This window comes from Bremerella cremea, assembly GCF_003335505.1.
GTDB classification, from domain to species: Bacteria; Planctomycetota; Planctomycetia; order Pirellulales; family Pirellulaceae; genus Bremerella; species Bremerella cremea_A.
On the sequence record NZ_QPEX01000028.1, the window covers coordinates 113446 to 128165 of the forward strand.

General features: G+C 54.2%; 15 protein-coding genes and 1 pseudogene. 8 read left to right on the forward strand and 8 right to left on the reverse strand.

Annotated elements, in window-relative coordinates; genetic code table 11:
* Positions 1–35: 35 nt before the first annotated feature.
* The 5 genes from DTL42_RS14190 (at position 36) to DTL42_RS14210 (ending at position 1983) form a co-directional block, all read left to right on the forward strand.
* Positions 36–341: a hypothetical protein gene (locus tag DTL42_RS14190; RefSeq protein WP_114369390.1), complete on the forward strand. Its 306-nt coding sequence runs from the start codon at positions 36–38 to the stop codon at positions 339–341.
* Between the two features lie 93 nt (positions 342–434).
* Positions 435–851, forward strand: coding sequence for a hypothetical protein (locus DTL42_RS14195; RefSeq protein ID WP_114369391.1), 417 nt, complete (start codon positions 435–437; stop codon positions 849–851).
* A gap of 54 nt (positions 852–905) precedes the next feature.
* Positions 906–1328 carry a hypothetical protein gene (locus DTL42_RS14200; protein WP_114369392.1) on the forward strand — a complete coding sequence of 141 codons (423 nt, stop codon included), beginning with the start codon at positions 906–908 and terminating at the stop codon, positions 1326–1328.
* A gap of 66 nt (positions 1329–1394) precedes the next feature.
* The gene (locus DTL42_RS14205) at positions 1395–1685 is read left to right on the forward strand and encodes a hypothetical protein (protein WP_114369393.1); all 291 of its coding nucleotides are present in this window, start codon (positions 1395–1397) and stop codon (positions 1683–1685) included.
* Positions 1686–1737: 52 nt separating this feature from the next.
* A complete protein-coding gene (locus tag DTL42_RS14210; protein WP_114369394.1) occupies positions 1738–1983 on the forward strand; it encodes a hypothetical protein in 246 nt (81 codons plus the stop codon).
* A 463-nt stretch (positions 1984–2446) separates the two neighbouring features.
* On the opposite strand, the gene DTL42_RS14215 is transcribed toward DTL42_RS14210, so the two are convergent.
* The 5 genes from DTL42_RS14215 to DTL42_RS14235 all read right to left on the reverse strand — a co-directional run bounded on the left by DTL42_RS14215 (position 2447) and on the right by DTL42_RS14235 (position 6429).
* Positions 2447–4348, reverse strand: coding sequence for a hypothetical protein (locus DTL42_RS14215; RefSeq protein ID WP_147274285.1), 1902 nt, complete (start codon positions 4346–4348; stop codon positions 2447–2449).
* A gap of 259 nt (positions 4349–4607) precedes the next feature.
* Complete coding sequence (locus DTL42_RS14220; RefSeq protein WP_114369396.1) at positions 4608–5201, reverse strand: HEAT repeat domain-containing protein; 594 nt, start codon at positions 5199–5201, stop codon at positions 4608–4610.
* A 59-nt stretch (positions 5202–5260) separates the two neighbouring features.
* Positions 5261–5659: a hypothetical protein gene (locus DTL42_RS14225; RefSeq protein WP_114369397.1), complete on the reverse strand. Its 399-nt coding sequence runs from the start codon at positions 5657–5659 to the stop codon at positions 5261–5263.
* The gene (locus DTL42_RS14230; protein WP_114369398.1) at positions 5656–5901 is read right to left on the reverse strand and encodes a hypothetical protein; all 246 of its coding nucleotides are present in this window, start codon (positions 5899–5901) and stop codon (positions 5656–5658) included. Before DTL42_RS14230 ends, DTL42_RS14225 begins: the two co-directional genes overlap by 4 nt.
* A 60-nt stretch (positions 5902–5961) precedes the next feature.
* Positions 5962–6429, reverse strand: coding sequence for a hypothetical protein (locus DTL42_RS14235; protein WP_114369399.1), 468 nt, complete (start codon positions 6427–6429; stop codon positions 5962–5964).
* A gap of 514 nt (positions 6430–6943) precedes the next feature.
* Between DTL42_RS14235 and DTL42_RS14240 the strand changes: the two genes are divergently transcribed.
* Positions 6944–7333, forward strand: coding sequence for a hypothetical protein (locus DTL42_RS14240; RefSeq protein WP_114369400.1), 390 nt, complete (start codon positions 6944–6946; stop codon positions 7331–7333).
* Between the two features lie 605 nt (positions 7334–7938).
* Positions 7939–8223, forward strand: coding sequence for a hypothetical protein (locus DTL42_RS14250; protein ID WP_114369402.1), 285 nt, complete (start codon positions 7939–7941; stop codon positions 8221–8223).
* On the opposite strand, the gene DTL42_RS14255 is transcribed toward DTL42_RS14250, so the two are convergent.
* Together DTL42_RS14255 and DTL42_RS14260 are read right to left on the reverse strand one after the other, a co-directional pair.
* The gene (locus DTL42_RS14255; protein ID WP_147274286.1) at positions 8220–8966 is read right to left on the reverse strand and encodes a hypothetical protein; all 747 of its coding nucleotides are present in this window, start codon (positions 8964–8966) and stop codon (positions 8220–8222) included. The genes DTL42_RS14250 and DTL42_RS14255 overlap by 4 nt on opposite strands.
* 364 nt (positions 8967–9330) lie before the next feature.
* Positions 9331–9692 (reverse strand): annotated as a pseudogene (locus tag DTL42_RS14260) (transposase family protein); the annotation flags it as partial.
* Between the two features lie 253 nt (positions 9693–9945).
* Between DTL42_RS14260 and DTL42_RS14265 the strand changes: the two are divergent.
* A complete protein-coding gene (locus tag DTL42_RS14265) occupies positions 9946–11208 on the forward strand; it encodes an MFS transporter (protein ID WP_158545380.1) in 1263 nt (420 codons plus the stop codon).
* A 52-nt stretch (positions 11209–11260) separates the two neighbouring features.
* On the opposite strand, the gene DTL42_RS14270 is transcribed toward DTL42_RS14265, so the two are convergent.
* Positions 11261–14719: an efflux RND transporter permease subunit gene (locus DTL42_RS14270; RefSeq protein ID WP_114369405.1), complete on the reverse strand. Its 3459-nt coding sequence runs from the start codon at positions 14717–14719 to the stop codon at positions 11261–11263.
* Between the last annotated feature and the right edge of the window lies 1 nt (position 14720).

Consider the following 14720-nt stretch of genomic DNA (forward strand, 5'->3'; position numbering starts at 1 on the left):
GGAACAATCACAACCCTTTCTCTCGGAGAACGCACATGACCAAGACCGCAATCGCCAACGGACAGGACGAAACAGTTCAGAAAGCCGCTGCCGACGCCAATGCCGTGCAAGATGCGTGCAACCTCGTAGCGGTGGTTGGTTGCTTCCATCGCCACCTGCTGGCTCTTCATCGTGCCGATGTCTGTGGCGACGATCTCATCAATCATCCGGTCGCCATCGCCTTCGTCAGCAAGCTGAGCAGTTTGTGTCGGATGAACTTCGACCGTGAGATGGCCGCTTTCACCGCCATCGACAAGCTTCAGCGTGGAGAGGACGCCGAGTACGAAGTAATCCCGCTGTGACCAAAGAGGCAATTCCCACTTTGATCGCCGACAGGAGGCACCTGCTACGTCTCCAGTCAAAGACCAATCCAACTTTTGTACTGGAGACTGGCGATGCCGAAAACGATCACTGCAACCTGCACGCTTATTGGCCATGAATTGACCAAGGTTCCCGTCGTCAATCCCGGCGACTGGTTCGGCAAGACATGGCTGCTCGAAATCGGCGGCTCTTACACGCCTCTGTTCCTAATCGTCGAAGCGGACTCGGCCAGTGACGCCATCGACGAACTCGCTGACAGCGAGAAGTGGGGACACAACATCGTGGTCGATGACGCCGATCTCGGCGACTACGACCCCGAAACTTGCCACTACGGGCCGTCTGGCCAAGTCCTCGATCTTGACCACCTCGCCATCCACGGCTGCGAAGGATGCGATGTGCCTTTCCCGTGCCGCTACCACGGCGACGGTCTGCCAACCGAAGGCGTCGATCCCGCCGAGTTCTGCTGGGACGACTTCGACGAAGACGAGTAGGCACCTGCTACTTGGGCATCAAGGCAATTTCACTCAAGCAGCAGGAGACCAAACATGGGCTGGACCTACCCCAACGGCGTGAATCGCAAGCAGTTGATCGCTCAACGAGTCGAAGGCTGGGAGCGAGACAACGGCGAGATTCAGGTGAAAAGCACCTGTCTCAAACATTGCTACCGAGGCGGCGTCTTTTCTGGAGTTCTCTGGAGCGTCTGGGAACGCACCTTCACGAAGAACGGCGAGGAAGCGCAGCCGTCTGAGCGATGGATTCAATGTGATCTGCTCCGATGCGACCGTGGCGAGTGGGGCTACAAGGACATCGAAGAGTCGATGGGACCGTACTACTTCAGTTGTCCACTCGGATACCTCGAACTCGTTCCCTTCGACCGCTACGGCGGCAACGCCGAGTGGCGAGAACAAGTGATCGAGCATCACCGCCGACGTGCCGAGAAACGGCAGTGCCGAGCCATCATCGTCTGAGTGTGACAGAGCTAGGCACCTGCTACTTCACCGTCAGCCAATCCAACTCGAACTATCGGAGATCACATGGTCGCAGAACGCAAACAGTTGTTTCCTCTTGGTCAGGTCGTCGCCACGCCAGACGCACTGGCTGCACTTGAAGAAGCAAACGAGTCAGCGATTCCGCTGTTGAGTCGTCATCAGTCAGGAGACTGGGGTGATTTGTGCGATGAGGACCGGCAACTGAACGACGAAGCCGTTGAGAATCGGTCACGCATTCTCTCCTCGTATGTCCTCGAAGCGACGGGCCAGAAGGTCTGGGTAATCACCGAGGCCGACAGATCAAGCACATGCGTCTTGCTCCCTGAAAATTATTAGGCACCTGCTAATCGAGCGTAACGACACTTCACTTCAGCCACGGGAGAATCGAATGACAGACGAAACCGAATCGATCCGCCGACAGATGGTCCAAGACATCAACGCCGAACCGGGAAGCCGGGAACACCTCGAATCGAATCACGGACAGGTGTGGGACACACAGCAGTTGCAGGAAGACTTCAGCGTGCTGGGGTTCATGGCCCCGCTGGTGGTCGTCGCACGAAAGAGCGACGGAGCGAAGGGCAGCTTGTACTTTCAGGCGTCTCCCCGGTTCTACTACGGCTTCAAGGCAGATTGACAAGGCAGTCTCCGTGCGGCCAGCCTCGTGGTTTTGTCTCCGACCCGAGGCTGGCCTTTTCTCCATCTACGACAAGCCAAGTCGTGTTGCAGAACAAAAAACGAAACAATTCTCTTCCATTTCTTCACACCGTTGATGGGCAGGCCGGGGTTGCAGATGACTTAGCCCTGTTTCTTTTTTGTTGGTCCCCGCTCGTTTCGTTTTTCCCATTGGGCTGTGAATCAATTAGGGAAAAGCGAGATTGAAAAATCACCGCCGCCTCGAAATCTGTTGGCGGCAGGGTCCGAGACTCTCGGCGTTACAAAAGTTGTATTCGTGAGGACATGCTCAAGGCTCTGCCCGGCCTGAGTTTCTCATCACGTTTGGGACTCCTACCGAGAACACCACGGCCTGATTGAACGAACGAGCGGGGTTCGCCAACAGATACTTTTGGATTGGTCCATACCTTCTCTGCTTCTCGTGGTCAGTTCCATGAGATTTTCGGGGGAATCCGGCTGGGAAGGAGTCTTGATGGCGGCGGTTGGCCTCTCGGTAGTGGTCTCTGGCCGAAAACATGGCTCGCTGGCCAATCTTCGGCTACGCTCTGCGTAATCAAAGTAATAGCACTGTATGAAACAAATTGTTCTTCTTGTTCGGGATAGCGGTAGGTCGTTCCGACGACGGATGGCTTCGTGTAGGTGATCTGGCACGTCTGGGCTTTGTGGTTTCGCCTGCTCCATGTGCCGCTCACGTTGATCCAGCCCAAGTTCTCAAGGAACGTGCGGCAGGCAAGGTAGTAGTCGTATTCCCATTCTGGCAGCTTCCCCTCGTTGGCCAACTTTTCCCACCAACACTGCATGGTCTTCAAGGGAATGGCACCATCTTCGTGGACCGCAACGGAATGCCGGATGATGCCGTGAAGAAAGTGGGCGTGTCGCCGATCAATGACTCGGTTCCTTCCCGTGCTTTCGTGTCTTTGGCCGTACTCGTCGTACCAGACACGCACGTTGATTTTGACAGTTGCGGACCCTGACTGGATCAGATGGAACCGTGCGATTCCGAAGCACTCTCGAATCTGCTCGTCGAGTTCAGGACGTTGCGGCTTGCCGCTTCCGCACTTGGCCGGATCAAAAATGTTTGCCACATATTCAAGGCAAGACCGGAAGTTGTTGGTCCTTCTTTCAAGACCATCCTCCCACTGGCCACTGAAGCACCCATGCTCCTTGTAGGCGGCAAGGGCTTCCTCGACCGTGGCGACTCGTCTCAGACGACATGAAATCCACCAAGAGAACTTGAGCCGCCTTTGATGAGCGTCGGTGATGCTCCTGATGTCGCTGAGACCTGTCTTGCCAACTGAAGGAACCACGCCGTCAGGCCCCGAGCCACAATTGATGGCTCGCCCCAGCGAGCCATCCTTTTCCGAGCGAAGCGAGGACAAAGCTGGCTGAGGTGACTTCTTCTCCAGAATGCTCACTGCCACAGACGTTCTACGAGGTGTCCTTGCTTCATCGTGCTGCTCAGCCTCGTGACGTGCCCTGATCTCTTCCTTGTAGGCTGCAAACTTGTGGACCTTGCTCTCGTCGATTCTCTTCTCGATGTTTTCGAGAATACGATTGATCCGAGCGACGTTGACGGTCTCCTTCGCCCTGAACTCCTCAAGCCGGTAGTAGCACCAGTCATCGTAGGATTTCAACATCTCTTCCTCGAAAGGCTGCCATCGTCTGAGTAGTAGAAGACGCTCCTCGTAGCTGGAGTGAAACGGAAGCTTCGCCAGCGAGCCGGACTTGTCGTCGGTCGTGATGGTTCCTTTGGTCTCGAAATCGCACAGTATTTCATTGTGCAAGAACCAACGACGGATCACGTCTTGCATTCGATCTGCCGTGCGGTTGAAAGCAACCACAGAGTTGTAGCGTGCTTTGAGGTAGCTGTTCTCGCCACGACGGGAACGACAGAAGTACCCAAAGGGAAAGTCGGCTTCCAATAACTCTCTGGCTCTTTCTTGGTCGATTTGCCACGGATGGTGAGCGTCGGTGTCTTGGTAGAACATCGCCTGCCCATTCTTACCCCCGGTGTAATACGAGGGCCAGTTCTTAAAGATGTGCTGCTCGACGTGCCACGGCCTAAAGATATTAAGAGCGACATCACGCTGAGCAGAGAAGCCGGGAATGTTCAGACCGCCTTTCCAGAGATGGTAGTTCTTCCAGTCTTCCTTGGTGATTGTGTGGTAGACTGTCCCATCGCCCCATGTGGCTTTCTGGCCGGGATCGAAGATGTTGATGTACGGCTCGAATGCAGCAAAAGTCTCCTGTGCAAACTCCTTCCTGCTCATGGGAGCAGGGAGTCGGCATCGACGCTCTTCATGCTTTCTGTCCTTCGTGGTCAACATCGTATCGTTCAACAAATAAAGAACGCCTCAGCGGGTTTTCAGTTGGGGAACGGAAAAGCACCGGGCCGAGGCGTCCAGTTGTGTTGATCGATGTCTTCGGTGCTTTCTTGGCGTCCGTTCCCCGCACCTTTATGTAGTGTGGATTGTCCCAGAATCTCTGGAATACGTCAAAAATCTCTGTCAGTTGAAGAGATTCCACTTTGAGGCTCAAAATCGGGATCGAACCGACAGCGGCAGCCAGTACAACTTTTGGAATGATTTAGCTGTGATGCTGAAGTTCTTCGTTTACGACCTGTCGCACAAGTTCATCTGGGTCCGTGAGCATCTGCTGCAACAGCGGACCTGCTTCGGAAGACTCGTTCTTCAGGCCAGAGAGTAACCAAGCTGTGAGGCAACGTATCGCCGAGTCCTCACTCTTGGTGCCCTCGGCCATGATCTTCAACATCTCACTGTCCTTGCTGGGATCGATCCGCAGTATCAAGGCGGCAGCAGTGAGGCGGCTGTGTTCGCCGTCTCCGTCCAGCCATCTCAGAAGGACCGGCAGAGCATCTTCTGCTTTCTCAACGTGCTGGGAGACCACCGAAGCTGCACAGATTCGGACGATCCGGTCAGCGTCGTCCAACGATCTGATGACTGAGTTCAGGACCGCCGAGGTGTCGCCTTCCCACTCGTACAAGATTTCGAGGGCCATGACCCGAACGTAGTCGTCGTCATCTTCGAGAGCGTCTGCCAAACCAAGGACCGCTTCGTCACCAAACGGTCGTAAGGATTGGACGGCCTCCTCGACTCGCTCGATGTCAGTTCGATGAGCGAAAGTGCGAAGGTTGTCGATGAATTGTCCGTGGTCCTGCATGACGATGTTCTCTCGTTGTAGTTACCGCCATCGATACAAAAGTTGGAATGGCTGAACGCTCAGACGGGCTTTGTGTCCTCCGTGTCCAGAATCATGATGCCAACAGAATCTTGTGGACCCGATCCATGTCTCGGAGCGTCCACTACGACCCTGACGGCCTTCTCCAACCAAGACCGGAGATCGGCCAAGTCTGGGCGGTCGCCGTACATCTCGATGTAGAGCGGTGCGATGAAGCGATGGCAAGGACGGTCGCTCAAGGCATCAGTCATCAAGTCGTTGTAGACCCAAGCTGCGTCATTCAAGTCATCGAACAGGAGGGCAGCGGTTTCATTCACGCTCCATCCGAGACCAGTCCAATAGTTTGGGTTCCTGAGTGTGTCCGCCTTCATCAAGACGTACCTCGGATACTTCTTGGTTCCTTTCCGAACAAGAGAGATCATCGGTATGTCGTCGCTCATTCACTTTCTCCTTCTGGATGCTCGGGCACAAACTTCCCACCGTTCAGAACGGTGGACCGCCGAATGACAAGCGGCACATCGTGCTTCAGTCGCCGTGGGTTTCGGATCGCCAGATTGACGATCCCTTGGCCGGTGATCCGAACTGTCATGAACAACACCGGCACTTTCTCGCCGGTCGTCGGACAGTCGATCACTCCCGTATCGAGGCTGAGAACTTCGCAGTCGGTTACAGGCATTTTCATGTGAGAAACTCCTCTCGGTGGAAGGGGGAGAACAAAAAACGCTCCCCAATTAGCAGGTGCCTACTTTCCGAGCGGGTTGTTCCCACAGTGGTCGCAGGCGGAAAACTCGTCGGCCACGGGAGCGTGGCAGATCGGGCACAACCACTCGACACCGCAGTTCCAGCAAGGCTGGTCGAGATCAAAAACTTCAGCGTGGCAGACTTCGCACCGCCATCTCGCTCGTGGCTCGACTTCTGACGACGGGGAACACTCATCGTCTGGGCGGAACGGCCAAGGAGCCGAATGATCGAACCATGCGTCTTTGCCTTGAGCCTTGAAGTCCTCGTACTCGGGAGTCCCGCCGAAGAGGAGTCGATGGCCGAGCCATTGAATGCCGTTGTAGAGGAGAGCAACCAAGAGTGCGATGACGGCCACGAAAGGCAGAGAGAGGACTCCAGCAAGGATCGCTGGCAAACTGAAGGGCAAACTGCAAAGAAAGGCGAGAATCCAGAAGCGGCTAATGACCGTGAGGGCGTTGTTCTTGGACATCTGCGATCTCCCAGTTCGAGGTTGAAAACTGGGACGAGTAGCAGGTGCCTAATCTGAGCAGCAGTGATTGGCCAATCAGTTTCTTTCTGGGGTGACGTGACCGAGAGCATTGAAGCAGGTATGATACGCAGCATGGATGCAGCATACTACGGCCTTCTTGGCTTCTTCATCGGGGTGATTTCGGCTCTGCTCGGAGTCTGGCTTGGGAAAAGTTGGAAGAACCCCAAACCACCTAAATGATGCGCCCAATGCCTTAACGTGCGGGGCGAGACAGAATAGGCGATTGCAGGTCGAGGTGAATACCTTCGCCTTGTCGCTATCCCACATCACGGTTTTAATTCTCCACGGCAACCTAAATTCGTGTGGATTGCCCCAACAGTGGCCAATTCATCCGTTTGCTTTTTTGTCCTAACGTTGGATTTGCTGCGATTAGTGCGTGAACTTTCTGTGTTTTATCCGCCTTGAGAGTAGAACGACGGGCTTCACGTTTTGATGACTCTCAATGGAAAAAATTATGCGATCTGCTGTAATACTTGTGATGCTTTCGTTTTTCGTGGTCCAAGTAGCGGGTTGTGGATCGGGAGCAGCGCTTGAGTATGGAGACGCTGCCGCTCATTTCAATGAGGATAAACTTCTCGAAAAAGGTGAGCCGTATCTTGGAGAAAAGATCGTAGTTAAAGGCACTGTCACAAAGCATGACATCACTGACCCAGAGAACAGCAAGGTCTACTTGGGCCACTCGATTTGCTGCAACTTCGGCGATCTAAAGAAAATGGCCGAGAACTGCAACGAGGGCGATTCAATCTTTGTCATGGGCATCCTCAAGAGGCTTGAGGATGGCGACATCCTGCTGGAACCAGCGATGAAGAGAGACCCCAAAGCAGAATTCAATCCGGTGGAATGACGTGTTGGTTTGTAGCGACACGAGACACAGCGAGCGAGCGCTGGTACGATGCGGGTTAGAGGGAACTCGCCTCCACTGGGAGGCTGTCCCAGATCACGGGTTCGATGCCCGTGTGTCAGTCACCGAACTGGGTGTCAGTTAGCGTGTCAGGTTAGCAGAGAGGCGTTTCCGTAAGTCCTTGAATAGCAACAGTTAAGACGGCCAAGTTGGACCCCCGCCGCCTCCACTAGAGCCGAGTTGTGAGAAATCGCAACTCGTTTTTTCTTTGGTTTTACGTCCTTTGGCACAAGTTAGACGGTCATTCGGTTATTGCGCCGACACCCCTGTCATTCGGGACTGGATTGACTCGCTAGTCGCGACGTACTGGACGGGCGAATGGCGTTATTAGCGGTGTTTACTGTTCTTTAAGCCATAAGCCAACTTGGAAGCCGTTGTAGTAGTCTTGTATACAGTTCCCAATGGGGCTGGCCTGATCCGTTTGTGTTGCAAAATAAAGAAACCAAAAGCTCCCTGCAAAACCCCTCCATTTCAGTTCCACCCATCGACGACCATGAGCGGCTACGTCGGTTCTTTTCTTTATTGGACTCATGAGGATAAATACTCCCATGCGGTTCACTTCGTTCACGGAATACGTTCACTGGCGAGAAGGTTTCCTCGCACCAGACAAGTCCAGATGGGTTGGGATGCCTCGCCTGAACACGACTTCGATGACGAACCATCAGCGGCGGAAGCTCTATCCCACGAAGCCGCCAAAGCCGAAAGCGGCAATCTCCGGTGTGCCGGTCTTCCGACCATATCAACCAGCGAAGCCGCCCCGCTTTGTCCCTTACAAGCCTGCCCAGCCAGCCAAAATCGTGATGACAAAGCCGAAGGCGTCGTCATCCGATTAGGCGTTGCCTTGAAGTTCGTCGAAGGCATCATCGTGAGACATGCCGTGGATCGTTTCCCATTGGCTGGAAGCGTTCGGCATTGCCAAGACCGATTGGCGATGGGGATTGCAGACCTGCTTCACTCCCAGCCGTTGCAGCAGCAAGAGAAGATGGGCTGGGGTGGTTTGCTGGGCCAGCCGGTCTTCATCTTCTGTTACAGCAACGACTGTGAGCAAGCCGAACTCACTCGAAGGCAATCGCAAACGAAGTTTCGTTTCATCAGTCCAGAGGTACATCGCCCGAAGTGAACCGATCAACTTCAATCCCGAAACATCGTCCGTCACGCCAGCCCACATCTTCCCTCCCCGGTCATTGAAGAAAACCAGCGGCAGGCGATAACCAAATCCCATATCACCGTTCTCGCACAACCATTGCGTGAGAAGCTGGTAGAGAAGGTCAGCGGGCCATTCAGCGTGTTCGTTCGCACGAACTGCAAACTCCCAAGGATATGCTTGGTCAGACTCTCGAAGCGGCTGGGTCAAACCAAGCGTCATCGTCAAATAGTCGTTGCGTGCTGCCGTTGGCTTGAAGGTCAAGGCACATGCACCGGGAAGGGTGTATTGCTCCCATGAGAACGGATACACCGATCCGAGCGGTTCGGTGTCACCCAACACCCTGCGAACCGCATCGCCTCGTTGTTCCCACCGTGCTTTCCATTCAAGGTCTTGCTGTTGTTTTGCCATGGTTTTAGTCGGTTCAGTCAACGTGTTTCCAGTTGTCCCATCATGTGACAAATAGGATCACTTGAAATCAGTTGCGGCAACTCCATGGTTTTCAATGTAGTCGTGTCCCAGACAGGCATGCCAAAAAGACTTTACGCAAATGGGCGGAAAACCAAAAGTTCCTATGCTAGTTCTGGCTTAGAGCGAGAGCCAGCAAAATGATCATCGCTTGTTACGTTCGAGTTTACAACAGCCACCAGCAAGGCAACCGTCAACGTGCCGAAATCCAGAAAGTGGCTGGAAGCAAACGGCATCGACTAAAAGCAGATTGAATGGGCTGTTTTACAATATCATACGTCGCATCGTCTGATGCCCTTCTTCTTCGCTCAGCCGAATGGCCACGCTGATCGATCGAAATGACTTCGCGCCCGTTATCCTTCGTCGTCGCTTTTTCACGCATGGCCAACAGCCATAGATCGAAGCATTTTTGAAACGCGTTTGGCCTGAGCAGCGCGAGCAGGCGACCAATCGTGTCGCGCGAAGGAACGCCTGCAGGTAACGCCAGTCGCTTCTTCAACCAGTCGGCATGCGAATTGGCCCAGACCGTAATCTACCGCGCCCCATCCGCCCCAGCGATCACCGCCAGCACGCAAATGACAAGGAGGTCGCCGAGCAAGTGCTGACGATTAATATGGCAATGTGGATCTTCAAGCTCTTGAAAGTAGTCAAGCATTGAAACAACATCATCTGATCCAACTGACGAGACATCAACTCTTCCAGGCGACGCATGACACGATTGGGAAAAAGCAATATCATCGCAGAAAGAAGACAACCTCGCTGCCGCAGATTGCCCAAAGTTCGTGCTGGCCGTGCGGAGGTTACCGTCTCCCATCGCTTAAACGGGGATGTTGAATAAGATGAAGGATCTAGGATACCGAAACCAGGTTGGTAGCCCTAGTTGGCCATTGGAGGAAAGGTGGCGTAGGTTGGGGCCATTGCTCATAGAACGTCGAGAACGAATTTGATTTATCGATTTTGCTTATACGGATTTCTGAAGAACCAACGCTATTTCGCACCGTTTTGGATCTTGGCGTTTTTGGACAAGGGGCTATCGTTTGCCACAATTGGCATACTGATAGGATTCCGCGAGATCAGCGTGGCCCTGCTTGAAATTCCCACAGGTGCCGTGGCCGACACGGTCGGTCGACGCTGGGCGATGATTTTCTCGCATGTGGCCTATGTGGCGGCGTTTCTGACGTTTGGGTTTACCACGTCTCTTTACGCTTTGTTTGTGGCCATGTTTGCCTTTTCCATTGGCGAGGCATTTCGTACGGGAACTCACAAGGCAATTATCTTTGCTTGGCTCAAAAGCCAAGGGCGAGAGAAGGAAAAAACGCAAATCTATGGAATCACCCGCAGTTGGTCGCAAATGGGATCGGCAATTTCGGTGATCATTGCGGCGGCGCTCGTCTTTTGGTTGGAAAACTATACCGTCATATTTTGGATCAGCGCTGTTCCGGCCGCGTTGAACATCTTCAATTTTCTGAGCTACCCGAGTTCACTCGACTTTGCAGGCGACAAAAAGCCGCAGCGGATGGAGGCGATGCTCTCTCTGTGGCAAGCAACATTAAGTTGTTTTACCTCGAAGAATCTTCGCCGTCCGATCAGCGAGTCGATGGCCTACGAAGGGATGTATGGGGCGAGCAAGGATTACCTGCAACCTTTGCTTCAGAGTGTTGCGTTGGCGATGCCGCTGTTTACTGCCTGGGAAAATACACAGCGAACGGCCATTTTAATTGCCGTGGTCTACGCCGTTCTCTACGTTCTGGGCAGTTTCGCTTCGCGATATTCCGGGCCAATCGCCTTGTACTTAGGGAACGAGCAGAAAGCCGCGCGTTATCTCTGGGCTGCGTATGGGGGGACGTTTGCGTTGCTGCTGCTGGGGACGATAACCCATTGGAGCATTCTGGCGATTGGCAGCTTTATTGTGTTGGCCGTGATGCAAAACATTTGGCGGCCGATCCTCGTCAGCCGAGTCGCCGACGAAGCGGATGAGCATGCCATGGCAACCGTTTTAAGTGTTGAATCGCAAGCGAAGTCGTTGGGAGTCTCACTTCTGGCTCCTCTTATCGGCTTTGCCATCGATCGGATGCCGACGGAATATCAGTTAACCCCGATTGCCATTTTGGGGATGGCGATCGCTTTGGTGGCCTTACTTACTTCGCCTAAGCTTCCTTCGCCTGACCAGGCAGAAGCGGGCTCGCAAGGATCCGATCCAAGTTGAACTCTATCGGAGCATTGCGTTTTCGGTCGTGGGATGATTTTGTGACGTGATGTTATTCGGTTCCAGCCCAATGCCTATCGTGCAGGCCAAGGTTCATTTTCAATTCCTTGAAGCCAGCGAAGACGACCGGAACGACGAAGAGAGTTAATAGCTCGACCGTCATGCCACCAATCACCGGCCAAGCCATCGCTTTGGCGACATCGCTTCCCCGCCCGGTCGAAAGGATCACCGGGATCAGCGCGATGATGGTGGTAAAGGTCGTCATCAAGCAGGGGCGAATTCGTTTCATGCCTGCTTCGACGGTTGCGTTGCGGATATCGGTGATGGTTTCCAGGCGTTTGCGCGTGAAAACCTGGTCGAGGTAGGTTGCCATGACCACGCCATCGTCGACGGCGATTCCGAACAAGGCAATGAACCCCACCCAGACCGCCGTGTTCACTTCCACCGAGTTGACGGCCAGGCACAGCATGCCTCCGGCAAAAGCGACAGGAATTCCCGCAAAGACCGCCAGGGAGATTGGGATGTGACGAAATTGTAAATAGATGATGAACAAGTTGATAAAAATAACCAGTGGAATCACCCACATAAGACGCTGATTGGCTTCTATTTGATTTTCGAACGAACCGACGGGCTCAAACGAGTAGCCGGGGGGCAGTTGCAGCTTTCGGTCCTTTTGTGCGGCCAAAAGACTTTGCTTGACAGACTCTGCCGTTTCCAAGTCGCCCATCGTGCCCGAAGGCTGAAAAGAAACATGGGCGACAAGTCGCGCGTCTTCGCTGTTGATAGCCCCAGGGCCCCAAGTCGTTTCCATGGTGGCGAGATTCGACAGCGGGATGACTTCGCCAGAGTGGGTTACCACTGGCAAGTCATCCATTTCGTAAAGTTGTTCACGTAGTTGGCGTTCGTATCGCACGCGGACCGGATAGCGTTCCCGCCCCTCGACCGTTTGGGTGACATTGGCCCCGCCCAGGGCGGTCTCGATCACTTGATTTACCATTGCGGTCGACATCCCATAACGGGCGGCCATATCGCGATTGACATTGAATTCGACATACGGTTTACCGAGCACAATATCTGGATTGACCGTCGAGGCATTCACTTGAGGAAGAGTCTTCAGGTACTGGGCAACTTGCAAGGAAGCGTCGGCAAGCCCGGCCAGGTTGTCACCAAAAATTCGAATAGCCATCGAGGCTTTGATACCACTTTGCAGCATCACCACGCGTCCTTCGATTGGCTGTAGGGGCGAGGCTGGCGTCACGCCGGGCAAGGTGGCCACGGCGTTGATTTGTTCCCAGATATCTTGCGTTGTCACCCCCTCTCGCCATTGATCGGCAGGCTTGAGCATCACGTAGGTTTCGATCATTGCGGCAGGGGCTGGATCGAGCGCGGACTCTACGCGGCCAATCTTGCCCAGCACATCTTTGACTTCTGGGATTTCCTTGATCAGTGCATCTTGGGTTTGCAGAACTTCCATCGCTTGAGAAAAACTTGCTGCTGGATAAAGCGACGGCATGTAAAACCAACTTCCTTCATCCAAAGCAATCCAATCGTCCGACTCAAGGCCGGTAAAGGTATGTTTCAACTCAACATAGCCCGGAACTTCATTCAGGTTGGCGCCTAATAGTTTGGCCCCCTGCTCGGCTGGTTTCAGCACGGTGGGGAGTCCGATCCATGCTCCTAGCCCCAGCAAAATCACCATGCTGGGGATCAGGAGAAAAGTACCTTTGCGGGCCAAGAACAAACGAAGCAGCGGTTCGTAGATCCAAAGAATCAAACGGCTGGTCGGGTTCTCGTCGACCGGTCGCAGGCGTTCGCTGGTCATCCAATACCCCAGTAGGCCGAACAGAACCGCCATGATTATGGAGAGGGGAAGCTGGGAAACCCCGGTTGCCGCTTGCAGCATATCACCGAAGAAAAAGCCGAGCGTGAGGCCGGTAATTGCCAGGCCCATCGCTGCCAAGATTCGGAGTTTGCGGTTGGCCTGCGAAGACCGCAGTAAGTAGCGACTTAGTAGTGGAACCAGCGTCACGGCGACAATTAATGCCGCGATCAGAGAGAATGTTTTCGTCCATGCTAAAGGGGCAAACAGTTTGTAGTCGCGTCCTGTGAGCATGAAGACGGGGAGAAAACTAACCACCGTGGTCATCACGGCCGTCACCACAGCCGGGGCCACTTCGCTGGCAGCTTCAACGATGATCTGCCGACGGCGCGGGCTTCCGCCAGGTCGTCCTTCGCGCTCCCAACTGGCTAATTGGTCGTAGATCGTTTCCGAAACGATGATTCCCATATCGACCATGGTGCCAATCGCGATCGCGATTCCGGCAAGCGACATGATATTGGCATCGATGCCAAAGATGTACATCGCCACAAAAGCCATGAGCACGGCGACCGGCAAGGTAAGTGCTACGACCAAGCTTGCGCGTACGTGCAGCAGGAACAGTAAGATCACAAGCGCCGTGATCATGATCTCTTGTGTTAGTGCCGAGGTGAGCGTGGCAATGGTTTCGTTGATTAAGCCGGTTCGGTCATAAACAATGTTGATCTTCACGCCGTTCAGGCTGGGTTCGACCTGTTTGATCTTTTCTTTCACTCGTTCGATCACGGCCCTGGGATTTTCGCCATAGCGCATCACGACCACCCCGCCGACCGCTTCCGTTCCGTTCAAGTCGATGGCACCACGGCGGAATTCTGGTCCCAGTTGGACATGTCCCAGGTCGCGAATCCGCAAAGGAATTCCATCGCGTGAACGGACGACGGTTTCTTCGATATCTTCGATCGCGGTAGCGCTATCTTGATTGTCGCCGATGAAACCCCGCCCCCGTATGATGAACTCCATTCCGCCAGATTCGACCGTTTTGGCGCCGACATCGATGTTCGACTTCCGTACCGCATCGACTAGTTGGTCGAGCGGGACGTTATGAAAACGGAGACGATCTGGATCGATTTCGATCTGATATTGCCGCACGTAGCCCCCCACGCTGGCCACCTCGCTGACACCAAGAACCGATTGCAGTTCGTACTTGACGACGAAGTCTTGCAGCGAGCGAAGCTCGGCAAGGTTCATCCCTGGCGGAGGATCAAGCGTGTAATACAGCACTTGTCCTAGGCCGGTCGCGTCGGGTCCGAGGGTGGGCGTGACGCCCTCGGGCAGCATAGCCGACGCCGTCCCCAGTTGTTCCATCACCCGGGAACGAGCCCAATAGAAATCGGTGCTGTCATGAAAAGTAACCTGGACGAAGCTATAGCCAAACAGGCTCTTACCGCGCACCGATTCCGCTTCCGGCACGGCCAGCATGGCCACAGATAAGGGGTACGTGATCTGGTCTTCGATGTCCTTAGGAGAGCGACCTGGCCACGCTGTAAAGACGATCACCTGGTTCTCACCGATATTCGGAATCGCGTCGATCGGCACGTGCTGTGCCGCAAACCAGCCAAAACAGACCAGCGCGGTTGTCACCACGATCATGATCAGGGGCTCATGAACACAGAAGGAGATAATTCGACGCATCATG